Annotated in this window: 23 protein-coding genes; 9 read left to right on the plus strand and 14 right to left on the minus strand. The window is 69.2% G+C overall.

The genetic code is table 11. From position 1 onward, the window contains the following. Positions 1-7 precede the first annotated feature (7 nt). A complete protein-coding gene (locus tag NLF94_RS13315; protein WP_254838109.1) occupies positions 8-1,648 on the plus strand; it encodes a phospholipase D-like domain-containing protein in 1,641 nt (546 codons plus the stop codon). On the opposite strand, the gene han is transcribed toward NLF94_RS13315, so the two are convergent. Beyond that, positions 1,649-3,556 carry a Hef-associated nuclease gene (gene han, locus NLF94_RS13320; protein ID WP_254838110.1) on the minus strand — a complete coding sequence of 636 codons (1,908 nt, stop codon included), beginning with the start codon at positions 3,554-3,556 and terminating at the stop codon, positions 1,649-1,651. Positions 3,557-3,661: 105 nt separating this feature from the next. On the opposite strand from han, the gene NLF94_RS13325 reads away from it, so the two are divergent. Next, positions 3,662-4,165, plus strand: coding sequence for a JAB/MPN domain protein-containing protein (locus NLF94_RS13325; protein ID WP_254838111.1), 504 nt, complete (start codon positions 3,662-3,664; stop codon positions 4,163-4,165). Continuing rightward, positions 4,162-4,584 carry an FAD synthase family protein gene (locus tag NLF94_RS13330; protein WP_254838112.1) on the plus strand — a complete coding sequence of 141 codons (423 nt, stop codon included), beginning with the start codon at positions 4,162-4,164 and terminating at the stop codon, positions 4,582-4,584. Before NLF94_RS13325 ends, NLF94_RS13330 begins: the two co-directional genes overlap by 4 nt. Here NLF94_RS13330 and NLF94_RS13335 read toward each other — a convergent pair whose 3' ends face one another. Beyond that, positions 4,585-5,682, minus strand: coding sequence for a glycosyltransferase (locus NLF94_RS13335; RefSeq protein WP_254838113.1), 1,098 nt, complete (start codon positions 5,680-5,682; stop codon positions 4,585-4,587). It lies immediately after the preceding gene. 24 nt (positions 5,683-5,706) lie between these two features. Beyond that, positions 5,707-6,783: a glycosyltransferase family 4 protein gene (locus NLF94_RS13340; RefSeq protein ID WP_254838114.1), complete on the minus strand. Its 1,077-nt coding sequence runs from the start codon at positions 6,781-6,783 to the stop codon at positions 5,707-5,709. Between the two features lie 134 nt (positions 6,784-6,917). Here NLF94_RS13340 and NLF94_RS13345 point away from each other — a divergent pair, with 134 nt between their 5' ends. Next, positions 6,918-7,520 carry a DUF420 domain-containing protein gene (locus NLF94_RS13345; RefSeq protein ID WP_254838115.1) on the plus strand — a complete coding sequence of 201 codons (603 nt, stop codon included), beginning with the start codon at positions 6,918-6,920 and terminating at the stop codon, positions 7,518-7,520. Position 7,521: 1 nt separating this feature from the next. Beyond that, positions 7,522-8,226: a 5-formyltetrahydrofolate cyclo-ligase gene (locus tag NLF94_RS13350; RefSeq protein WP_254838116.1), complete on the plus strand. Its 705-nt coding sequence runs from the start codon at positions 7,522-7,524 to the stop codon at positions 8,224-8,226. On the opposite strand, the gene NLF94_RS13355 is transcribed toward NLF94_RS13350, so the two are convergent. Beyond that, the gene (locus NLF94_RS13355; protein WP_254838117.1) at positions 8,223-8,999 is read right to left on the minus strand and encodes an ABC transporter permease; all 777 of its coding nucleotides are present in this window, start codon (positions 8,997-8,999) and stop codon (positions 8,223-8,225) included. The genes NLF94_RS13350 and NLF94_RS13355 overlap by 4 nt on opposite strands. Continuing rightward, a complete protein-coding gene (locus NLF94_RS13360; protein ID WP_254838118.1) occupies positions 8,996-9,916 on the minus strand; it encodes an ABC transporter ATP-binding protein in 921 nt (306 codons plus the stop codon). The genes NLF94_RS13355 and NLF94_RS13360 overlap by 4 nt, the downstream gene beginning before the upstream one ends. An 80-nt stretch (positions 9,917-9,996) precedes the next feature. On the opposite strand from NLF94_RS13360, the gene NLF94_RS13365 reads away from it, so the two are divergent. Further along, positions 9,997-10,326 carry a hypothetical protein gene (locus NLF94_RS13365; RefSeq protein ID WP_254838119.1) on the plus strand — a complete coding sequence of 110 codons (330 nt, stop codon included), beginning with the start codon at positions 9,997-9,999 and terminating at the stop codon, positions 10,324-10,326. 1 nt (position 10,327) lies between these two features. On the opposite strand, the gene NLF94_RS13370 is transcribed toward NLF94_RS13365, so the two are convergent. The 6 genes from NLF94_RS13370 to coxB (NLF94_RS13395) form a co-directional block, all read right to left on the minus strand. Continuing rightward, the gene (locus tag NLF94_RS13370) at positions 10,328-10,990 is read right to left on the minus strand and encodes a DUF7546 family protein (protein WP_434085399.1); all 663 of its coding nucleotides are present in this window, start codon (positions 10,988-10,990) and stop codon (positions 10,328-10,330) included. A gap of 32 nt (positions 10,991-11,022) precedes the next feature. After that, entirely contained in the window at positions 11,023-11,286 is a 264-nt protein-coding gene (locus NLF94_RS13375; RefSeq protein WP_254838121.1) for a cytochrome C oxidase subunit IV family protein, read from the minus strand. 55 nt (positions 11,287-11,341) lie between these two features. Continuing rightward, a complete protein-coding gene (locus tag NLF94_RS13380; RefSeq protein WP_254838122.1) occupies positions 11,342-11,479 on the minus strand; it encodes a hypothetical protein in 138 nt (45 codons plus the stop codon). 42 nt (positions 11,480-11,521) lie between these two features. After that, positions 11,522-11,980 carry a hypothetical protein gene (locus NLF94_RS13385; protein WP_254838123.1) on the minus strand — a complete coding sequence of 153 codons (459 nt, stop codon included), beginning with the start codon at positions 11,978-11,980 and terminating at the stop codon, positions 11,522-11,524. A 68-nt stretch (positions 11,981-12,048) separates the two neighbouring features. Continuing rightward, complete coding sequence (locus tag NLF94_RS13390) at positions 12,049-14,577, minus strand: cbb3-type cytochrome c oxidase subunit I (protein WP_254838124.1); 2,529 nt, start codon at positions 14,575-14,577, stop codon at positions 12,049-12,051. Beyond that, on the minus strand, positions 14,574-15,383 hold the full coding sequence (gene coxB / locus NLF94_RS13395; protein ID WP_254838125.1) for a cytochrome c oxidase subunit II: 810 nt from the start codon (positions 15,381-15,383) through the stop codon (positions 14,574-14,576). The genes NLF94_RS13390 and coxB (NLF94_RS13395) overlap by 4 nt, the downstream gene beginning before the upstream one ends. A 251-nt stretch (positions 15,384-15,634) precedes the next feature. Between coxB (NLF94_RS13395) and NLF94_RS13400 the strand changes: the two genes are divergently transcribed. Then, on the plus strand, positions 15,635-16,081 hold the full coding sequence (locus tag NLF94_RS13400; protein ID WP_254838126.1) for a hypothetical protein: 447 nt from the start codon (positions 15,635-15,637) through the stop codon (positions 16,079-16,081). Here NLF94_RS13400 and NLF94_RS13405 read toward each other — a convergent pair whose 3' ends face one another. The 3 genes from NLF94_RS13405 to cyoE are packed head-to-tail and all read right to left on the minus strand — an operon-like array spanning position 16,082 to position 18,367. After that, complete coding sequence (locus tag NLF94_RS13405; protein ID WP_254838127.1) at positions 16,082-16,312, minus strand: Rdx family protein; 231 nt, start codon at positions 16,310-16,312, stop codon at positions 16,082-16,084. Between the two features lie 31 nt (positions 16,313-16,343). Then, positions 16,344-16,997 (minus strand): DUF7546 family protein, encoded by a 654-nt coding sequence (locus NLF94_RS13410; RefSeq protein ID WP_254838128.1) that lies wholly within the window; start codon positions 16,995-16,997, stop codon positions 16,344-16,346. After that, complete coding sequence (gene cyoE, locus NLF94_RS13415) at positions 16,997-18,367, minus strand: heme o synthase (RefSeq protein ID WP_254838129.1); 1,371 nt, start codon at positions 18,365-18,367, stop codon at positions 16,997-16,999. Before cyoE ends, NLF94_RS13410 begins: the two co-directional genes overlap by 1 nt. A 98-nt stretch (positions 18,368-18,465) precedes the next feature. Between cyoE and coxB (NLF94_RS13420) the strand changes: the two genes are divergently transcribed. Further along, complete coding sequence (gene coxB / locus NLF94_RS13420; protein WP_254838130.1) at positions 18,466-19,302, plus strand: cytochrome c oxidase subunit II; 837 nt, start codon at positions 18,466-18,468, stop codon at positions 19,300-19,302. Between the two features lie 81 nt (positions 19,303-19,383). Further along, positions 19,384-20,250, plus strand: coding sequence for a cytochrome c oxidase subunit 3 (locus NLF94_RS13425; protein ID WP_254838131.1), 867 nt, complete (start codon positions 19,384-19,386; stop codon positions 20,248-20,250). Positions 20,251-20,254 lie beyond the last annotated feature (4 nt).

The raw sequence follows: 20,254 nt of genomic DNA on the forward strand, positions 1-20,254 counted from the left end.
CCCCCGCGTGCGGTCCCGACCCCACCTACTCGCCCTCGCCACCGTCGCGCTCGTCGTCCTCGCGAGCGGCGCCGTCGCGCCGACGGCAGCCACCTCCTCCGGGCCGTCCGATTCGAACGCGACGCTGGTCGCCGCCTACCCCAATCCCGTCGCGGACGGCGACGCCGGCGAGTTCGTCGTCGTTCGCTTCCCGACGGCCACGAACACCACCGGCTGGACGCTGACCGACGGGACCTCGGCGGTCGAACTCCCGAACCGGACCCTCTCGGGGACCGTCGCGGTGACGAGCACGCCGAACGCGACCGCGGCGAGGACCGACCATCCGGTCGTGGCTCTCGACGGTAGCTTGGGGCTGGCGAACGGCGGCGAGCGACTGCGGCTCCGGGCCGGCAACCGGACCGTCGGTTCGGCCCGATACCGGGACGCACCGGAGGCGGAACTGCGCCGGTTCGAGGCGGGGGCGTGGCGCCCGCTCGGCGCGACCGACCGCGACCCCGTCCGGACCAGCGGCGGCGAGGCGACGGCGTTCGTCCTGCCAGACGCCCCGAATCTGACCGTCGAGACACTCCGGACGGCCGACGAGCGCCTGCTGCTCGGCGGCTACACGCTCACGTCCCGGCGGGTCACGGAGGCGCTCGTGGCCGCACACGACCGCGGCGTCACCGTCCGGGTCCTGCTCGACGGCTCGCCCGTCGGCGGCATGACCGACCGCCAGGCGCGGCAACTGGACCGCCTGACCGAGGCAGGCGTCGAGGTCCGGGTGTTCGCCGGGCCGTACGTCCGGTACGCCCATCACCACCCGAAGTACGCGGTCGTCGACGACCGGGCGCTCGTGCTGACGGAGAACTTCAAGCCCGCGGGCACGGGCGGTATGTCGAGCCGCGGATGGGGCGTCGTCCTCGAGGACGCCGGGGCAGCCGACGCCCTGGCCGCGCTCCACGAGACCGACCGGACCGCGCGGGCGGCCACGCCCTGGCGGACGTACCGCGAGGGGCGGAGCTTCGAGCCCGCGGAGCCGGCGCTCGGGGACTACCCCACGCGACACCCGCCCGAGCGGGTGTCCGTCGCGTCGACGACGGTGCTGGTGGCGCCGGACAACGCCGCCGACGGCGTCGTCGAGCGGTTCGAGGCCGCCGAGGACCGCATCCTGGTCCAGCAGGTCTCCATCGACAGTCGGGACAACCGCCTCCTCCGGGCGGCGTTGCGGGCCGCCGACCGCGGCGTCGAGGTCCGAATCCTGCTCTCGAGCGGCTGGTACGCCGAGGAGGACAACGCGGCGCTGTCGGCGTGGCTGAACCGTCGGGCCGACGCCGAGGGCTGGGACCTCGAGGCCCGCGTCGACGAGCCGAGCGGCTACCGGAAGCTCCACTCGAAGGGGGTCGTCATCGACGATGCGGCGCTGGTCGGTAGCCTCAACTGGGGCCCGACGCCGCAGACCGAGAACCGCGAGGTGGTCGTCGCCCTCGAGAGCGAGGAAGCGGCCGACTACTACGCGTCGGTGTTCGAATCCGACTGGGCGGAGACGACCTCGCGGTCGGTGCCGACGGCGCTCGTCAGCCTGGCGGCCGTCGCCGTCGCCGTGGCGGCGCTCGTGGCGCGCAGAATCGAGTTCGGCGGCCGCGACGGGGTGGTGGGCTGGCAGCCGTAGTTACTCGTCGCGGACGAGCGTGCTCCGCAGTTCCTCGTCGAGTTCGGCGTCGGCCATCTTCTCGACGAGGGCGTCGACGACCGTCTCGCGCATCCCGGGGACGAACTTGATGGAGCCGACGACGAGGTGGCCGCCGCCGGAGACGCCGGCGCCCTCGATTTCGTCCTGCAGTTCCGTCACCATGTTCGGGATGTCCAGTCGGACGCCGTCCGAGCGGAGGACGGCGAAGTCGGGTCCGTAGCCGATGGTGATGACGGGGTCGCCCGTCTCCCGGACCTTCCGGTCGTGGAGTTCGCCGGTGGTCTTGCCCGGCGCGGGGTAGGTGAAGCGGCGGGCGTGGTTCTCGACGTCCAGCCGGTACAGGTGGGCGTCGTTGTCGAGTCGCTCGTGTTCGACGTGGGGGTCGGCGTCCTCGAGTTGCTCCTCGACGTCGCGGCGGGCCCGCGAGGAGAGGAACTCGACGAGTTCGGCGTGCCGCGTCTGGTCGTCGCAGTCGACGTTGAGCACGTCGTCGATGAGGCTGCCGCCGGAGTTGTAGCGGAGCCAGTGGGCGGCGTAGTCCAGCGCCTCGCCGATGTCCTGGAGGTCGGCCTCGGAGTAGCCCGCCTCCTCGGCCAGTGCGAGGTACTCGTCCATAGCGTCGGCCTTCGAGCGGTCCGACAGCCCCGCGACAGCCGGAACGTGTTCTAGGTCGTCGGTGATGGAGGGATCTATCATCCGCGCCAACTCGACGCACATCATGCCGGTCGTGATGCGGTAGTCCTCGTCGTGGAGGTAGGGGTTGACGTGCTCCTCGACGAGCGGGCCGACCGCTTCGGGGTCGGGGTGGTGGTGGTCGACGACGAGGATGGGGATGTCGTACTGGTCCAGCGCGCGGTACGCCGGGACGTCCTCCTCGGTCGAGCCGTTGTCGACCATGAAGAGAAGCGGGAGCCGCTGACCGTGCCGCTCGCGGTCCTCCAGCGCGAAGTTGAGGTCGCGGGTGACGTCCTCCATCTCGTAGAAGGGCGCCTTCGAGGGGAGTCGCTTGAACAGGTGGCGGGGCGCGTCGGGGTCCTCGTGGACCTCGCCGACGAAGTTCTCCAGCGCGAGCTGGACCGGCAGCGACGCGCACATCCCGTCGCCGTCGGCGTGGTGTCGGAGCCGGATGGGGCGGGCCTCCAGCACCGACCGCCGCAGGCGCCGGGCGACGGCGGCGAGATCCTCGTGGAGCTTCTCGAAGGCCGGCCACTCGATGAGCGGTTCGACGTCCTCGGGAGCGGCCCGCTCGTCGAGGGCGGCGTCGACTCGTTCGCGGACCTCGGTCTCGGCCTCGCCGCGGAGTCGGACGAGGTTGTCGACCTCGATCTGGAGGGCGTCCTCGCGGGTCTCGACGGTGCCGGTCACCCGGACGACGTCGTCGAGGTCGATCTCGGGGTAGGCCCGGACGCCGGCCTCCTCGAAAGCGGCACAGGGGACGACGCCGGCGCCGTCACGGACGGAGAAGATCGTCGGGCCGGCGGTCTGTTTGATCTGGACGACGTCGCCCTCGAGGTGGACGGTGTCGCCGACGCGGTCGGTGAGGTCGCCGACGCCGACCTCGTCGCCGTGGACGACGTCGGCCGTGTCGGCCTCCTCGGGATCGACGGCGGCCTCGCCGAACCCGAGGTCGCCGTTCTCACGGATTTCGGCGAGCGTGACGACGAGGTCGTCGCCGACCGCCGGGTCGCTGTCGAGGTTCGTCTCGTGGACGAGCCCGGAGACGTTCTCGGAGACGTCGACGAAGACGCCGTACTCGACGATGCCGTTGACCGTGGCGAGATATCGGTGGCCCTCCTCGACGTCCTCGAGGGTACACTCCGGGCCGAGGTCGTACACCACCCCGTCGTCGGTGGCGGTGCCGGCGTCGCCGGCAGCGGACTGAGTCATTGGTGAATTTCGGCTCCGGCAGCGTTTAAGAGTGTTGTTGTCGGCTCGCGGGACGGTCGGACCGCCACCGGAAGGCTTAGTTGTCGGGCAACCCGACCTGCGTCTATGGGATTGCTCGGGTCGTGGACGCCGTCGCTGTTCCGGTCCAGCGAGATCCTCGGCATCGCCGAGGACGCCCTCGAGTTCGCGCTGGAGGCCTCGGAGGACTCCCACCCCAACGAGTACATGGGACAGCTTCGGGGCGAGGACGCGACGAAGCTCGGCCTCGACCGCGAGGGGACGGTCGTCACCGACGTTCTCATCGCGCCGGGGACGAAGTCCAACCCCGTCAGCGCGGAGTTCAACCCGAGCTACATGCCGAACGACCTCAAGAGCGTCGGATCGATCCACTCACACCCCAACGGCGTGTTGCGGCCGAGCGACGCCGACCTGGCGACGTTCTCGCGTGGCGACGTCCACATCATCGTCGGAGCGCCCTACGGCCGGACCGACTGGCAGGCCTTCGACCGAAACGGCGAAGCGTTCGACCTCGAGGTGCTGGACGTCGAGTTGCCCGACGAGGCGTTCTTCGACTTCACACAGGCGGACATCGACCGGGAGTTGCGATGAGACGCGTCGTCGCCCAGGGCACGTTCGACATCCTGCACCCCGGCCACCTCCACTACCTCGAGGAGGCGGCCTCGATGGGCGATCGGTTGCACGTCATCGTGGCCCGGGGCGCCAACGTCACCCACAAGCCGGCGCCGGTCGTGCCGGACGACCAGCGCCGGGAGATGGTCGCCGCGCTGGACCCGGTCGACGAGGCCCGGCTCGGGCACGCCGAGGACTTCTTCGTCCCCGTCCGCGACATCGACCCAGACGTCATCGTCCTGGGCCACGACCAGCACCACGACGAGGAGACGCTTTCGGCGATGCTCGCCGAGGAGGGCATCGAGTGCGAGGTGGCTCGCGCCTCCGGCCGGGAGGACGAGGGCCGACTGCTGTCGACGGGCCGTATCATCGACCGCGTCTGCGAGCGGCGCTGCTGATCACCGGAGGTCGTCGTAGACGGCCGATAGCCGCTCGATGGACCGCTCGACGCTCAACTCGGGTCGTGCGTCCAGACACCGCGCCGAGAGGGTCGCGTTCTCCTCGAGAGTTCGCCGAATCGACGCCCGGAAGCCCTCGACGTCGTCCGGCTGGAAGTGATAGCCGGTCTCGCCGTCGGTGACCGACTCCGAGAGCGCGCCGCTGTCGACGGCGACGACCGGCGTCCCGCAGGCGATGGCCTCCAGCGCCACGAGCCCCTGGGTCTCGACGGGGCTAGGGAACGCGAAGGCGTCCAGCACCGAGTAGAAGGTCGGCAGTTCCTCGCGGTCGAGGAAGCCGAGGAACCTGACGTCGTCGCGGGCGGCCGCCCGCCGCTGCAGTTCGGGGCGGGCGGGTCCGTCGCCGGCGAGGACGACGCCGGCGTCGAGACCGACCGTCGCCGAGAGCAGGTCGTCGAGGCACTTCTCGTAGCCGTGCCGACCGGTGTAGCCGACGAGCGGGCCGTCGGGAAGGTCGTGCCGCTCCCGGAAGGCCGCGAGGTGCCCCTCGTCGGCGGGTCCGAACCGCTCGGTGTCGACGCCGTTGGAGACGACGTGCGTCGGCGTGCCGGCAGTTTCGATGCCCTGGGCCGCCGTCTCCGAGGGAACGACGACGGCGTCGGCCTGCCCGAAGAACCACCGCTCGTAGCGGTCGGCGACGCGGCTGATGGCACCCGCGAAGGCGTCGCTGATGTAGCCGGCGTACTCGCGGGCCGGCGTGTGATACGAGACGACGAGCGGGAGCTCGTGCTCGCGGGCGAGGCGCCGTGCGCCGAGTCCGAGCGTGAACGGGGTGTGGGCGTGGACGACGTCGGGGCGCATCTCGCGGGCCGCCTCGGGGACGTCCGGCAGCCCGAACCGGAATCCCGGGTAGAAGGGAAAGGCGACGCTGGAGACGGGGAACTCCCGGGCGTCGGGGTCGTAGTCGTCGTCGCCGGGATAGACGACCCCCATCCGACCCCCGCGGCGTTCCCAGCGGTCCCGCCACGTCCGGACCGTGTAGGTCACGCCGTTGACCGTCGGCAGGTAGGTGTCCGTGAAGGCCGCGACGGTCTGCATGTCGCCCGGTTCGAACACGGGGGATTAATCGGTTGCGGCTTCGGTATCGGCGTTCTCGCGGGCAGCGGCGTAGGCGTCCCGTAACCCGTCGGCGACCCGGTCGAGGCCGTGCTCGCGGGCCGTCTCGCGGGCGTTCTCGCCCAGCCGTTCCCGGAGACCGGAATCACCGGCCAGCCGGTTGAGCGCCTCGCGGAACTCCGCCCGCGTCTCACAGAGCAGGCAGTCGTGGCCGTCCTCGTAGAACTCCCGGAAGACCGGGATGTCACGGAGGACGACCGGCTTTCCGCAAGCCATGGCCTCCAGGACGACCAGGCCCTGATTCTCGACCTTCGCGGGGAAGCAGAACACGTCGCCGGCGGCGAAGGCGCCGCGCTTGTCCTCGACCCATCCGGTGAATGTGACGTTCTCGGGCGGGTCCGTGACCCACTCGCGGACCGTCTCGGAGGCCTGCGGTCCCGTATCGTAGGTGCCGAACCACGCGAACTCGTGGTCGGTCTCGGTCGCCAGCCGACAGAACGTGGTGAGACCCTTCCGCTCGAAGACGTTGCCGACCGCGAAGACGACGGTCCCCTCGAGGTCGTACCGTTCGCGGTACGGCTCCCGGAGGGACTCGAAGCCCGAAAGCGAGTCGAGGTCGACGCCGTTCGTGACGGGACGGATCGGCGCCTCGACGGGGTACGATTCGAGCGTCGCGCGGGTGTACTCGCTGGGACAGAGTACGAGGTCGGCCTGCGAGTAGAACCACCGGAGGTACCGACCGAGGGCGGGCGCGACCGCCGTCGACCCCCGGAAGCTCTCGGCGAAGTCCTCGCGGGTGACGTGAGCGTGCAACACGAGCGGAATCCCGTTGCGTTTCGCGTGGCGGGCGACCGCGACGCTACCCGGGCCGATGAGGTTGCAGTGAGCCAGGTCGTAGGACTCGAAGAGCGGGTCGCCGACGGCCCGCTTTGCGGCCGCCTTGCCGAGACTCCCGCCGTTCCACGGCGACGTGACGAGTTCGACGTCGGTGTCGGCCAGCGCCTTCCGCTGGTGGCGGGCCGCCGTCCCGATGCCGCTGCGGTCGAGTCGCGATTCGAGTTCGAGGTAGTTCAGGACGCGCACTCCTCCGGGACTGGGTGTGGTCGGTATTTATAGGTGCCCGGTCGCCACCGGGACGAGTCGGCGCCGCCGCCGGGAACCGGCACGGCGGTCCGGAAAGCGAAGCGACCATTGGGACCGAAGCCGAACGGCGTCGTATGTCGACAGTTCGTGGACCGGCGTTCGCCCGCGAGCACCCCCGGGCGCTGACGGCCGTCCTGACGGTCGTCGGCTACGTCGTCGTCGTGGGGACGCTGTACGGCGACGTGGGTATCTATCCCGAGATCTCGGAAGCGACCGTCGACCTCCTGGCGGCCGCCATCACGGTCATCAACGCGCTGACAATCTGCTCGCTGGTCGCCGGCTGGTACTGGATCCGCAACGGCGAGGTGCGGAAACACCGGGCGGCGATGACGGCGGCGTTCACGCTCATCCTGATCTTCCTCGTGCTCTACCTGCTGAAGACGGGCGGCGGCGGCCGCAAGGAGATAGTCGAGGGCGCGCCGCTGCGGAGCTTCTATCTCGGCATGCTCGGCGTCCACATCGTGCTGTCGGTGCTGTCGGTGCCGCTCGTGCTGTACGCCATCACGCTGGGGACGACCCACACGCCGGCCGAACTCCGGGAGACGGCCCACGCGACGGTCGGTCGCCTCGCCGTCTCGGCGTGGCTCGTCAGCCTCGTCCTCGGCGTCGCCGCCTACCTCATGCTGGCGTTCTTCTACGGCCCCGAACAGATCGAGTACGTCACCGGCGTCGCCTGAGATGGCCGACAAGGAGGCCATCCGGCAGCGCGTCTGGGACGAACTGGACGACAGCGGCGAGGCCCGCTTCCCGTTTCCGCCACACGGCCGGATTTCGAACTTCGCGGGCGCCGACGCGGCCGCCGAACGGCTCGCGGCCTCGGACGCCTGGGAGGAAGCCGACGTTCTCAAGGCCAACCCGGACGCGCCGCAGTTACCCGTCCGGCGGGCGGCGCTGCGGGCGGGCAAGACCCTCTACGTTGCCGTCCCGCGACTCCGGGACGAGGCGTGCTTTCTGCGACTCGACCCCGCCGAGATCGAAGATGTCGACGAGGCGACGACGGTCGGCGGGATCGAGACGGCCGGCGAGGCCGTCGGCCCCGACGGGATGGAGCCGGTCGACCTGATAGTATCGGGCAGCGTCGCGGTGACCGGGGCGGGCGCCCGCGTCGGCAAGGGCGAGGGGTACAGCGACCTCGAGTTCGCCCTGCTCCGGGAGTTCGGTCTCGTCGACGACGGGACGACGACCGTCACGACGGTCCACGAGATGCAGGTTCTCGACGAAGCGGTGCCCACGACGCCACGGGACGTCCCGATGGACCGGGTGTTCACGCCCGAACGGTCGTTTCGGACCGACGCACCGGCCGAGAAACCGGCCGGTATCGACTGGGACGCCCTCGACGAGGAGCGAATCGCGGAAATCCCGGTGCTGGCCCGACTCCGCTAGTCCGTTCGCGGCAGGGCGACGGCGCCGGCCGCGAAGAAGGCCACCGCGAGGACGGCCAACACCGCGAGGTTGAGGTACGGGTCGGTGCCGACGAGGCCGGCGTTGTCGGCGGCCGCCGAGGGGAACGTGGCCGCCCGGAGCCCGCGGGCGAAGTAGGTCAGCGGCGACAGTTCCATCAGCGGCCGGAACCACGCGGGCAGCAGGGCGGGCGGGACGAACGTCCGCGAGAGGAAGAGGAGGGGGAGGGCGACGCCGTTGGAGGCGGCGACGACGCCGTCCTGTGAGTCGGCGACGCGGCCGAGTATCGCCCCGAGCCCGCAGAACAGCGCGACGCCGACGGCGACGTAGGGCACGACGAGCGGCGACGGCGAGAAGGCGGCGTCGGTGACGGCGAGCACCAGCCCGAGGATGAGAACCGCCGCCAGCCCGATGACGGCGACGTTGACGAGCGTCTGGGCCAGGAGCCACTCGGCGCGGGACAAAGGCGTCGTCGCCAGTTTCTCGAAGCGGTTGCCCTCGCGGTGGCGAGCCACCTCGCTGCCGACCCGCGACAGCGGGGTGAAGAGGACGACGACGGCGATGTAGCCCGCGACGTAGTAGCCCGCCGGCTCGGTGAACAGGCCGCCACTCGTCGGGTCCGTCCGCACCAGGACGCCGAAGATGAGGATGAGGATGACCGGGAAGAAGAACGTGAAGAAGACCGCCGTCCGGCGTCGGGTGAAAGCGTACCACGCGGCCCGCGTCTCGGCGGCGACTCGTCCGAGGCGGCTCATCGGCCCACCGCCTCCCGTTCGACCGTCTCGGCGTCTACCTCGGCACCTGTCACGGCGAGGTAGACGTCCTCGAGGTCAGGCTGGCGCCAGGTGAGCCGCTCGTAGTCGACGCCGGCCTCGTCGAGCGTCTCGACGACGGCCGGAATCTCCCCGGGGCCGACGCCGACCGCGAGGTGTCGCTCGTCGGGCAGCACCCGGTAGCCCGCCCTCTCCAGGGCCCGGGCGGCGTCGCCCTCGTCGCCGACGTCGACGACGAGGCGGTCGGCGCCGCCGTGGCGGTCGATCAGTTCCGCGGGCGTGCCGAGCGCGACCAGTCGGCCGTCGGCGAGCAGGCCGACCCGGTCGGCCAGCCGCTCGGCCTCCGCCATGTAGTGGGTCGTCAGCAGGACGGTCGTCCCGCTGTCGGCAAGTCCCTCGATCAGGTCCCACATCTCCCGTCGACCGGCGGGGTCGATGCCGGTCGTCGGCTCGTCCAGCACGAGCAACTCGGGGTCGTTGACCAGGGCGGTCCCGACGCAGACGCGGCGCTTCTGGCCGCCGGAGAGGTTCTCGTAGTGGGTGTCGGCGGCGTCGTCGACCCCGACGTCCTCGAGGACGGCGTCGGGACTCCGGGATTCGTCGTAGAGACCGCCGTAGTAGGCGACGAGTTCGCGGGCCGTCAGCCGGCCGGCCGGCGAGAACTCCTGGGGGAGGAGGCCGAGCCGTTCGCCCGACACCGCAGCGGGCGGCCCGCCGAACACCTCGACGTCGCCGTCGGCCTTCGTCGTGCCCGTCAGGGCGCGTATCAGCGTCGTCTTGCCGGCGCCGTTCGGGCCGACGAGGGCGAACACCTCGCCGGACTCGACGGCGAAGGAGACGCCGTCGAGCGCCACCGTCGACCCGTAGCGGCGACGCACCGACTCCGCACGGATGACCATGTCGGGAACGCGGCGGGGCCGACGGTAAAGGCTGCCGTTCGCGGGCGAGCGTTTTTGTCGGCCGGCGACGAAGCCGGGGCGTGCGCCCGGAACCGTTCGCTGTCGCCGCCGTCGGCTGTCTGGCCGGCGCCGGCTGGCTGTTCGTCGCCGTCCCGCGGCCGCTGGAGGCGGCGCTTCTGGCCGCCGCGGCCGCCGTGCTCGGAAGCGCCACAGCCGGTTTCGCCGTCGGACTCGCGGATCCGGGCCTGCCCGAGGTCGATTACACCGCCGTCGGCTCCGCCGTCATCGTAGCGTCGTTTCTCGGACTGGCGGTACTCTCCGGCCGGCCCGCCGGCGCCTATCTGACGGCGCTTCTCGGCGGGAGCGGTGCGGCGCTGGTCGGCCTCGACAGCGGCCTGAAGCGCGCCTGACCTACCGGAAGCCGGGTCGCCAGTACAGCAGCGCCACGGTCAGGAGGAACACCACGGTCGAGACGTCGTAGGGCACCTCGGTGACCGATGTAGCGAGGACGCCGGCGCCGCCGAACAGCGCCGACCCGACGGTCGCAAGCACGGGCCACGTACAGGAGACACACGAGACCAGCCCGAGGACGCCGCCGACCGCCGAGACCGCCGCGTCCAGTACCGTCACGTACAGCAGGTACGACAGCGCGAGGTAGCCGACCACGTAGGCGGGCATCAGCACGAACGAGACGGTGTGGCCGCCGTAGACGAGGGCGGGGCCCCACCCGGGCGTCAGCCAGGCGACCCGGAGACCGGTCGCGTCGGCCCCGAGGCCGGTCCCGACCAGGCCGCCGAAGACCGCGAGCAACCCGAAGTACGCCGCCGCCACGGCCAGCGCGCGCCGACGGCGCCGGAACCCGATGTCGTCGGGGCGGTCGGCAGTAGCGACCGCCAGCAGACCGACGTTCACCCACAGGAGCCCGTAGACGACGTACCGCGGCGCGGTGAGCGTCGCGCTGCTGAAGGCGTAGTACAGCACGACGCCGACGGCCTGGAGGTTGACGAGGAGGGCGACGGTCGCCAGCCGGCGGCGGGAGGGAACGGCCTCGGCGAGGCGCTCGACCGACGGCAGGGACGGGCCGCGAGAGGACGGCCAGCGCGGCGTCACGTAACCGAGAAGCTAGCGGCCACCATCAACAGGACGAAAAGCGCAAGCGCAAGCGCCATCAGTCCCGAGAGCGACCGCCGCTCCCAGCGGAGGTGCTGGAAGTAGCCGACGATGAGCAGCGTCTTTATCGAGGCGAAGACCAGAATGCCGCCGACGGCGATCCAGTAGTCGAATTGCCGCTCGAACACCACCTTCAGCGTGGCCAGCACGACCAGCGCCACGTAAATCAGGCCGTAGAAGCGTAACGAATCGCTCGCCATTGTTGGTTCGTGCGAGCAATTGGCACGGTTCTATTTAGACCTTCCGACAGCGGCGTCAATCGGAGGCCTCGCCCCGGTAGTGCTTCCACAGCCAGTTGACTCCGAGGAGGCCGCCGACCCAAAAGCCCACGCCGGCCAGCGCAAAGAGCAGTCCGCGGACGATCGGAAATCCGCCGAAGGCGTCGAACACCATGTGTAGAACCGACGGATCGACCCACATATACCTACCGCCGGGTCAGCGGTCGACCCGATAGAGGACGACGAGTGCGGCGAGCAGGCCGAGTTCGGCGATTTTCGAGGCCAAAAGCAGGCCGTCGGCCCGGAGGTGGTCCAGCGCCACGAGCAGCGCGTTCCGGTCGGGGTGTTCGTTGGCCTCCAGATACGGCCAGAAGCCGCCGTGGTCGAGGGCGGTGTGCCAGAGGGCGAATCCGACGAGAAACGAGAGGGTGACGACGATGCCGCCCGCGTAGAGCGGGCGACGGTCGAGGCCCTGGTAGCCGGCGATTATCCCGAACACCAGAGCGAAGCCGCCGAGCGTAAACAGCAGCGGCCGGGGGTCGCCGAGGTAGCCGACCCTGGCGAACACGAGGAGCGCGACCCCGCCCTGGGAGGGGTGCAACAGGTGGATGGCGGCGACGACCGCCGCCAGCACCGCCGCGACGACCCGGAGTCGGGCGACTTCCTCGGCGTCCATGCGGTCGGGTAACGTTGGGGGACCCGTCAGTGGTTCGGTTCGAACGTCGAACGGGAAGGGAAGGCGGACTAGACGAGGTAGAACAGCGGGAAGAGGAACACCCAGACGATGTCGACGAAGTGCCAGTAGAGGCCGAAGTACTCTATCGGCCGGTGGTCGTGCATGTAGTGGCCCTGGTAGGCCCGGACGAGCAGGAACGTCGCCACGATCAGTCCGAGGATGACGTGGATGCCGTGCAGCCCCGTCGTCACGTAGTACATCGTCGACTGGATGGGCGGGCCGTGGGGGTTCTGCGTCAGCGTGATTCCCTTGTCGTATATCTCGTGGTGCCACTCCCAGCCCTTGATGGAGAGGAACGTCAGCCCGAGGCCGATGGTCGCCGCCAGGCTGGCCATCATCTTCGTCCGCTCCTGGCGCTTCGAGTAGACCAGCGCCAGGATGACCGTAAAGGAGGAGGTCAGCAGGACGTACGTGTTGATGAGCCCCGGAATCTCGGCGGGGAGCGGATCCCAGCTCATCCAGCCGGCGTTGACCCGGATGAACACCGCCGCCGAGATGAACGCGCCGAAGACGATGACGTCCGACGCCAGGAAGAACCACATCCCGAGTTTGTTCTTCTCGATACCGTCGAAGGGCCACCGGCTGGCGACCTCCGCGGGCGGCGCGTAGAAGTCCTCCAGCCCCCACTGGACGCCGGAGTACAGCATCGCGGCGGCGCCGACGAGCATCAACGCGGGGTAGAACGGATTCGAGACGACGACGTCGACGCCGGTGATCGAGTTCGGACCGCCGACGAACGACATCGACTGCTGGACGCCCGAGGCGCCGAGCAGCGCGACGAACGTCGCCAGGCTCAACGCGAACGGCCAGATGCTGGCGTGTGAGTGGTGCTTGTCGCCCAGCACGTAGTCGCCGGCCTCGTCGCCGTGGGCGTGGCCACCGTCGGACACCGCCCTGTCCGACGAGGCTTGCCCTCCGGGCTCACCGCCGTCCGCCGCGGCCGGTTCGCCGCCGTCGGCCGCGTGGCCCCGTTCGAGGAACTCCAGTCGTCCGGTCGCGTACGAGGGCCGGCCGTCCCAGTTCTCCAGCGGCGGCGGCGATGGCACCGCCCACTCCGCGGTGCGGGTGAACTCCCAGGGGTTGTCGCCGGCCACCTCGCCGGAGACGTAGCTCTTTGCGAAGTTGTAGAACATGATGAGGAACGAGAAGCCGAGCAGGAACCCGCCGATGGTCCCGAACTGGTGGATCTCGACGTAGTCCTGGCTGTACTGGAAGACGCGCCGTGGCGTCTCCCAGGCCATGAACATCGAGAAGTAGACCATGTTGAACGAGACGAAGAAGATCACGAAGTGGATCTTCCCGAGGAGTTCGTCGTACATCCGGCCGGTAATCTTCGGGAACCAGTAGTAGGCGCCGCCGATGAGCGCCGTCGCGCCGCCAAACATCACGTAGTGGAAGTGCGCGACGACCCAGTAGGTCCCGCGGAACTCGTAGTCGAGCACGATGGCGCCGAGGAAGACGCCCGTGATGCCTCCCAGGATGAAGAGGAGCAACGCGCCGAACGCGAAGAGGAACGGCGTCTTGAACTTGATCCGCCCCTTGATGAGCGTGTAGATCAGCGCGAAGACGAGCAGGTCGAAGGGCAGGGAGATGCCGATGGTGCTCGCCATCATCAGCGTCTTGATCTCGAGGTTGATCGTCGTCAGGAACATGTGGTGCATCCACACGAGGAACGACTGCACCGCGATGAGGACGATGGCGATGATGGTCCACTTGCGGCCGACCAGCCGGTTGCCCGAGAAGGACTGGAACAGTTCCAGCATGACGCCGAGGGCGGGGAAGAAGACGATGTAGACCTCGGGGTGGCCGAAGAACCAAAACAGGTGGCCCCACAGGAGCGCCCCGCCCTCGGTCGCCGAGAAGTAGAGGCTGCCGACGACCCGGTCGGAGGCGAGGATGAGCACGGCGCCGAGCAGCGCGGCGAAGGCGAAGAGCATCATCCACACCGTCGCGAGGATGGACCACGTAAACATCGGCATGTCCATCAGGCCCATCCCCTCGGCGCGGGCGTGGTGGATGGTCGTCAGGAAGTTGATCGTCGAGGCGGTGACCGCGACGACGAACATACCCAGTGCGAGCACCGCCGCGGTCGCCCCTGGAGTCGGAGTGTACGCCGGCACGTTCAGCGGGGCGTATATCGTCCAGCCCGTGCTCAGCGTCTCGCTCTGGAAGAACGAGACGCCGAACAGGAGCCCAGACAGGAGGTACATCCAGTACGACAGCGCGTTCAATCGCGGGAACGCGAGGTCGTCGGCCCCGATCTGCAGCGGGACGAGGTAGTTCGCAAAGCCGAACGCGAAGGGCGAGAGGAACCAAAACACCATGAGGAGACCGTGGGCGGTGACCGTCTCGTAGTACGCCGCGTCGGCCAGAATCTGTGTGCCCGGCTGGACGAGTTGCAGCCGGATCAGAAGTGCCAGTACGCCGCCGAAAAGCAGGAAGAAAAGCGACGTGACGATGTAGAGGATGCCGACGTCCTTGTGGTTGGTCGTGACGAGCCAGCGCTTGACCGACGACGTCGGCGGGAGTCCGCTCATCGGGCCGCCACCCCCGCACGGTGGGCGCTGGCCGACCCGTCACCCACGGTCGAGACGCTGGCCTCGCCGTGGCCGCCCGGCGTCGGGGTCGGCGTCGATTCCTCGGTCACGTTCGCGCCTGCCGATTCGTACCACTCGTCGAACTCCTCTTGCTCCATGACGACTATCTCACCGGTCATATCGGAATGGCCGCTGCCGCACAGTTCGTAGCACTTTATCGTGTAGCTGCCCGTCTCGTTTGCGATGAACCAGGTGTGGGAGTACTCCCCCGGAATCGCGTCGGTCTTGACGCGGAGATCCGGGACGCCGAAGTTGTGCCAGACGTCGCCGGAGGTCACCGCCAGGCGTATCAGTTCCCCCCTCGGGACCCGCATCGTCCCCGTCGTCTCCACGCCGTTGGGGTACTCGTACTGCCAGATGAACTGGATGCCCGTCACGTCGACCTCCATGTTCTGTTCGTCGGCCACGTCGCCGCTCGGTCCCTGCTCGACGTAGAGCAACAGCCCGTAGGAGTAGACCACGAGACTGATGACGATGATGGCGCTGAGCCCGAACGACAAAAAGAGCTTGCTGCTCTTGCCGCCCTCCTGTCCGGTCGGCAGTTCGCCGAGCTGTGGCGCGTCGAACTCCTCTCGGCCCTGGCCGTCGTCGCGGTTCTTGTATGCGTTGTACAGCGTGTACGAGACGACCACGACGCCGACGAGCGTGCCCACGACGAGGAAGACGAAGAACAGCTCGTTGAACACCTCCGCCTGCGCCCGCCAATCCTCCGGGACCTGGTGTGCCAATGCGAGGGAATCTAACATGATAGTCGGTGACGTGGTACACGCTGGCGGCGAGATGTACTTAGCTTTTGCGTCCCGAAGATGCGGCGACACCCTCTCGCCCACCGGTGGTTTTAAGTGCTGGGATCGAAGCGTCGAACGGCGATCGCCGACGAAGAACGATCGGAGGCCGAACGGCGGCGAACGATCACCTTTCGGGCCGACGGGTGCCACGGGGTGAGAGGACACACCAAGGTATTTGTACGTGCCCACGGACCACACCCCAAGAAGCCATGAGTACGCATCTGCTCGGCAGTACGGTGTTGATGGGACTGGTGTTCGGCGCGATATTCCTGGCGCTGTCCCGAATCGGCATCGCGGAATCGACGGACGGCGGCGAGGAGGGGATCGAGCCGTACACGGGCGTCACGGGGACGGCCGAGTCGGAGTCGCCGATGCGCCTCGGCGCCGTCTTCCTGGCGATTGCGCTCCTCGTCGGCGCGCTATCGGTTGGCGTCGTCGGCGGGATGGGAACCTCCGAGAGCCTCGCCCCTAGCCTGTTCGGTGCCATCGTGGGGCTCTTCGGACTCCTCCTCGTCGGGTTCCTCTTTGCGGGGAGCTACGTGCTGGCCAGACAGCACGGCCTGGGTCAGGCCCACGGCGTCGCCACCGGGCTCTTTCTCGTCGGCGGCGCTGGTATCCTCCTCATCGCGGCGAATCTGATGTTCGGAATCCCCTGACTACAGTTCCGCCCGGACGCGACGCGTTATCTCGTCGACGTCGTACTCGTCGGACTCCTTGTCGAAGACGACGGCGTCGTCGACGCGTACCTCGAAGACGCCGTGGGCGCCCGTCACGAGTGAGACGCGGTCGACGTCCTCGCCGAACGTCGACAAGAGCGCCTCGGCGAGGTCGCTCGCGCGGTTCAGGAAACCACATGGGACGCAGTACTCTATCTCGACGTCGGCCATACACCGGGTACGGTCCTCTCGGGTGTTATCACTACCGGCCCGGAACGCCGGGGCGGACCGACAGCAGGACCACGGTGACGACGAAGACGACGGTGCCGACGGCGTAGGTCTGTGCAGAGGCCGCCGCCGCCAGCGCCGCGCCGCCGCCCAGGAAGCCGCCCAGCACGGACGCGACGACCGGCAGCGTACAGGAGACACACGAGAGGAGTCCGAGGAGACCGCCGGCCAGGACCCCCTTCGCCTCGATGGCCGTCAGGTAGACCAGATACGACAGCACGGCGTAGCCGAACGCCGTGAAGGGGACGACTGCGACCCGCACCGTCCGCCCGCCGTACAGCAGCGCGGGGTTCCACCCCGGCGGCAGTTGGGTGACCTGGACCGACAGCCCGGTCGCCGGGGCACCGCCCGGCCCGGCCAGCCCGCCGACCACCGCCAGGACACCGAAGTAGACGGCCGCGACGGACCCGGCGGCGAGTCGGGTCCGGTCGGAGGCGGGCGGCCGCGGCGTCCGCAACAGTGCCCACGCGCCGACGGTGAGCCAGACGACCGGGACCGCCCAGTAGTACGTCGGCGTCCGGCCGGCCAACAGCGCGTACAGCAACAGCAGGAGGACGAGCGTGTTGGCGACGACGGCGGTGTAGAGGAGCGTCTGCCGGTCGTCCACGAGGGCCTCGAGGCGGGACATCACACCGCGAGCGCGTCGACGACGACCGCGACCAGGAGCAGGCCGAGGTAGGCGTTCGATGCGTGGAAAGCACGGAACGCAGCCGACTCGGTCCGTTCGCGGTGGAGTCTCACGACCGCCCACAGGAAGACCCCGCCGAGCGTGACCGTCACGGCCGCGTAGAGCCACCCGAGCCCCGACAGCGCCGACAGCGCACTGGCGGCGAGCAGCGTCGCCCCGAGGTACAGCAGGATGTGCTTTCGGGTCTCCGTCTCGCCGCGAACGACGGGCATCATCGGGAAGCCGCCGCGCTCGTAGTCGTCCTTGTACGCCAGCGCGAGGTTGTAGAAGTGCGCCGGCGTCCACAGGAAGATGACGCCGGCCAGCACGACCCCGGTGACGCCGAGCGTCCCCGCGACGGCCGCGTAGCCGATGAGGGCCGGCAGCGCGCCCGCCGCACCGCCGATGACGGTGTTCTGGACGGTGTTGGGCTTCAGCATCAGCGTGTAGACGACGCTGTAGAAGGCGATGGCGGCCAGGCCGAGCGCGGCGACCAGCAGGTTCACCGAGAGGAACGCCCCCAGCGCGGCGACGGTCAACAGGCCGCCGAACGCGAAGGCGTTCCGGACGGGGACGACGTGGGTCGCCACCGGCCGGTCGGCGGTCCGCTCCATCCGGCGGTCGATGTCCCGCTCGAGGACGTGGTTGAAGGTACCCGAGGCGCCGATGGCGAGGATGCCGCCGCCCAGCGTTGCGAGGACGGTCCGCACCGTCGGCGTCCCGGCCAGCGCCATGCCGGCCCCCGCGACCAGACAGAGCAGCCACATCAGCCGGGGCTTCATCAACTGGAAGTACGCCCACGCGGTCGCCCTGACCCGCCGGAGCCCGTCGAGGTCCGACAGCGGCGCCGGTTCCGGCACGGGCTCGTCGAGGGCCGGGTCCGGGTCGGGCGTCCTCGCGGGGGCGTCGTCGGTCCCGGTCTCGGCTTCGAGGTGCCAGGCCAAAGCGAGCACGAGCGCCGCGAAGATGGCCATCGCCACGGCGAGGTGGAGACCGGCGACGCCGCCGCCGGACGCGACCAGCGCACCGAAGCCCGCCTGCACGGGATAGAGTACGACCGCGGTACCGAGGGCGGCACGGCTCCGACCGCCGAGGTCCGACCACGCGAAAACGGCGGTGACGGCGACCAGCAGGCCGACGATGGCGGCGGCCAGGCGGTGAGCGAGTACGACCGCGACGGCCGGCGAGGAGACGTCGCCGCCGCAGGCCGGCCAGCCGGAACAGGCCGCGGCGGCGTCGGCCAGCGCCGCGGTCGCCCCCACCACGACCAGCACGTAGACGCCGACGGTCGCCGCCGCGAGAAGCGCCGTCGCCGAGGGCTGGCGGTCCATAAGTCGTCCTTATTCTGCGCGCACTTAGACCCCGTGTTTCCGAACGCGCTCGGGGGAAGTCAGCAACTATTTACTTCGGTGTTCCATAGCTGCCGTCAATGAGAGCGACGCGTCTCGTCCATGCGGCACTCGGGGTCGCGCTTCTCGTCGTGGCGTCGACACCGGTCGCCGCCCAGACGAAGAACATCGAGTTGATCAGCGACCTGAACCTGACGCTTCTGTACGCCGCTATCCCCATCACCATCCTCGTCGAGGCCATCCTCATCTACGCCGTCGTCAAGTTCCGGAACAACGACGACCCGGACCCGACGCGCGAGAACCGCCGCCTCGAGATTACCTGGACGGTCGCGACCGCCATCGTCCTGCTGTTCGTCGGCTTCGCCTCCTATCAGGTGCTGGCCGTCGAGGTCGTCGGCAACCCCATCCCCGGCGACGAGGAGCGGGTCGAGCCGACCGTCTCCGAGGACCTCGAGGGCGCCGCCGGCCCCTACGAGTCCGAGGACGACGCCGTCGAAATCGAGCTTCGCGCGTTCCGCTACGGCTGGGAGGCCATCTACGAGGGTACCGAGGTCACGACGAACAACGAGATACGGATCCCGACCGACCGACCGGTCTACATCCACGTCATCTCCGAGGACTGGCTCCACATGCTGTCGGCGCCCGACCTCGGTCTCAAGCAGAGCGCCTTCCCCGGCGAGTACAACACCATCAAGACGGTCGCCAACGAGGAGGGCAACCACCAGTTCTACTGCACCGAGTACTGCGGCGTCGGCCACTCCCAGATGAACGGCGAGTTCATCGTGATGGGCGGCGAGGAGTACGACCAGTGGCTGGCCGACCAGCAGGAGGCCGCCGAGTCCGGCGGCCAGGGCAGCGGCAACGCGACCAACGGCACCGAAGCCACCCCGACGCCGACCCCGACGCCGGCCGCCTGAGGCGCCCGGTGACGGTCCCCTTCCGGCCGCCGTCGGTCGGCTTTGAGAGGGTTTTTATCGCTTCACTCGAATGGTCCCGGTATGAGCGTTGACCACGACGAGGGCCACGGGGGCCACGACCACCACCTGCCCGCGGTCGAGGACTGGCCGAAGGGGTTCGGTGAGGCCTCCTGGTGGCCGTTCATCACGGCACTGGGCGGCAGCGGCTTCTACATCGGTGCGGCGCTGTTCGTGCTCGGACAGAACGACATTCTCAGCCCCGCCGTCGGCGCAGGCGTGTTCATCCTCAGCTCCGTCGCCTTCCTCGTCGGGCTGTACGGCTGGCTCTACCACGCCTTCATCGTGAACTTCTGGGAGGGCGAGGCCGAGGATTACGGCTTCCCGCTGAAACTGACGATGCTGCTGTTTCTCGCCACCGAGGTGGCCACCTTCGGCGCCGGCTTCATGTACTACTTCTTCGTCCGCGGCTCCAGCGTCTGGAGCGAGGAGGCGCTGCCCGAACTCGTCGTCTCCGGGGACATCCTCAGTTCGCTCGTCGTCGTGAACACGCTCATCCTGATCGCGAGTTCGTTCACGATGCACTACGCCCACCACGCGCTGCTGAAGGACGACCGAACCCGGTTCGTCCGCCTGCTCGGCGTGACGCTGCTTCTCGGGTTCGTCTTCCTGCTCGGGCAGGTCTACGAGTACTACGAGTTCATCGTCCACGAGGGCTTCACCATCACCGAGGGCGCCTACGGGTCGGCCTTCTACGGGCTGACGGGCCTCCACGGCCTCCACGTCAGCCTCGGGGCCGTCCTGCTCGCCATCGTCTTCGTCCGGGCGCTGTACGGCCAGTACTCCGCCGAGAAACACACCTCCGTCAGCACCGTCTCGATGTACTGGCACTTCGTCGACGTCGTCTGGGTCTTCCTCGTCGTCGTGCTGTACGCCGGCGCCATCGTCTGAACAC

The sequence above is a fragment of the Natronomonas marina genome (assembly GCF_024298905.1).
Lineage (GTDB): Archaea > Halobacteriota > Halobacteria > Halobacteriales > Haloarculaceae > Natronomonas > Natronomonas marina.

Excerpts from the sequence above, each read along its gene's own strand:
- NLF94_RS13325 (WP_254838111.1), top strand. The coding sequence starts at position 3,662 with ATGGGATTGCTCGGGTCGTGGACGCCGTCGCTGTTCCGGTCCAGCGAG.
- NLF94_RS13400 (WP_254838126.1), top strand. The coding sequence starts at position 15,635 with ATGAGTACGCATCTGCTCGGCAGTACGGTGTTGATGGGACTGGTGTTC.
- NLF94_RS13380 (WP_254838122.1), bottom strand. The coding sequence starts at position 11,479 with ATGGTGTTCGACGCCTTCGGCGGATTTCCGATCGTCCGCGGACTGCTC.
- han (WP_254838110.1), bottom strand. The coding sequence starts at position 3,556 with ATGACTCAGTCCGCTGCCGGCGACGCCGGCACCGCCACCGACGACGGG.
- NLF94_RS13350 (WP_254838116.1), top strand. The coding sequence starts at position 7,522 with ATGGCCGACAAGGAGGCCATCCGGCAGCGCGTCTGGGACGAACTGGAC.
- coxB (WP_254838130.1), top strand. The coding sequence starts at position 18,466 with ATGAGAGCGACGCGTCTCGTCCATGCGGCACTCGGGGTCGCGCTTCTC.
- NLF94_RS13355 (WP_254838117.1), bottom strand. The coding sequence starts at position 8,999 with ATGAGCCGCCTCGGACGAGTCGCCGCCGAGACGCGGGCCGCGTGGTAC.
- NLF94_RS13390 (WP_254838124.1), bottom strand. The coding sequence starts at position 14,577 with ATGAGCGGACTCCCGCCGACGTCGTCGGTCAAGCGCTGGCTCGTCACG.
- NLF94_RS13335 (WP_254838113.1), bottom strand. The coding sequence starts at position 5,682 with ATGCAGACCGTCGCGGCCTTCACGGACACCTACCTGCCGACGGTCAAC.
- NLF94_RS13405 (WP_254838127.1), bottom strand. The coding sequence starts at position 16,312 with ATGGCCGACGTCGAGATAGAGTACTGCGTCCCATGTGGTTTCCTGAAC.
- NLF94_RS13345 (WP_254838115.1), top strand. The coding sequence starts at position 6,918 with ATGTCGACAGTTCGTGGACCGGCGTTCGCCCGCGAGCACCCCCGGGCG.
- NLF94_RS13330 (WP_254838112.1), top strand. The coding sequence starts at position 4,162 with ATGAGACGCGTCGTCGCCCAGGGCACGTTCGACATCCTGCACCCCGGC.
- coxB (WP_254838125.1), bottom strand. The coding sequence starts at position 15,383 with ATGTTAGATTCCCTCGCATTGGCACACCAGGTCCCGGAGGATTGGCGG.
- NLF94_RS13425 (WP_254838131.1), top strand. The coding sequence starts at position 19,384 with ATGAGCGTTGACCACGACGAGGGCCACGGGGGCCACGACCACCACCTG.
- cyoE (WP_254838129.1), bottom strand. The coding sequence starts at position 18,367 with ATGGACCGCCAGCCCTCGGCGACGGCGCTTCTCGCGGCGGCGACCGTC.
- NLF94_RS13410 (WP_254838128.1), bottom strand. The coding sequence starts at position 16,997 with ATGTCCCGCCTCGAGGCCCTCGTGGACGACCGGCAGACGCTCCTCTAC.
- NLF94_RS13360 (WP_254838118.1), bottom strand. The coding sequence starts at position 9,916 with ATGGTCATCCGTGCGGAGTCGGTGCGTCGCCGCTACGGGTCGACGGTG.
- NLF94_RS13385 (WP_254838123.1), bottom strand. The coding sequence starts at position 11,980 with ATGGACGCCGAGGAAGTCGCCCGACTCCGGGTCGTCGCGGCGGTGCTG.
- NLF94_RS13375 (WP_254838121.1), bottom strand. The coding sequence starts at position 11,286 with ATGGCGAGCGATTCGTTACGCTTCTACGGCCTGATTTACGTGGCGCTG.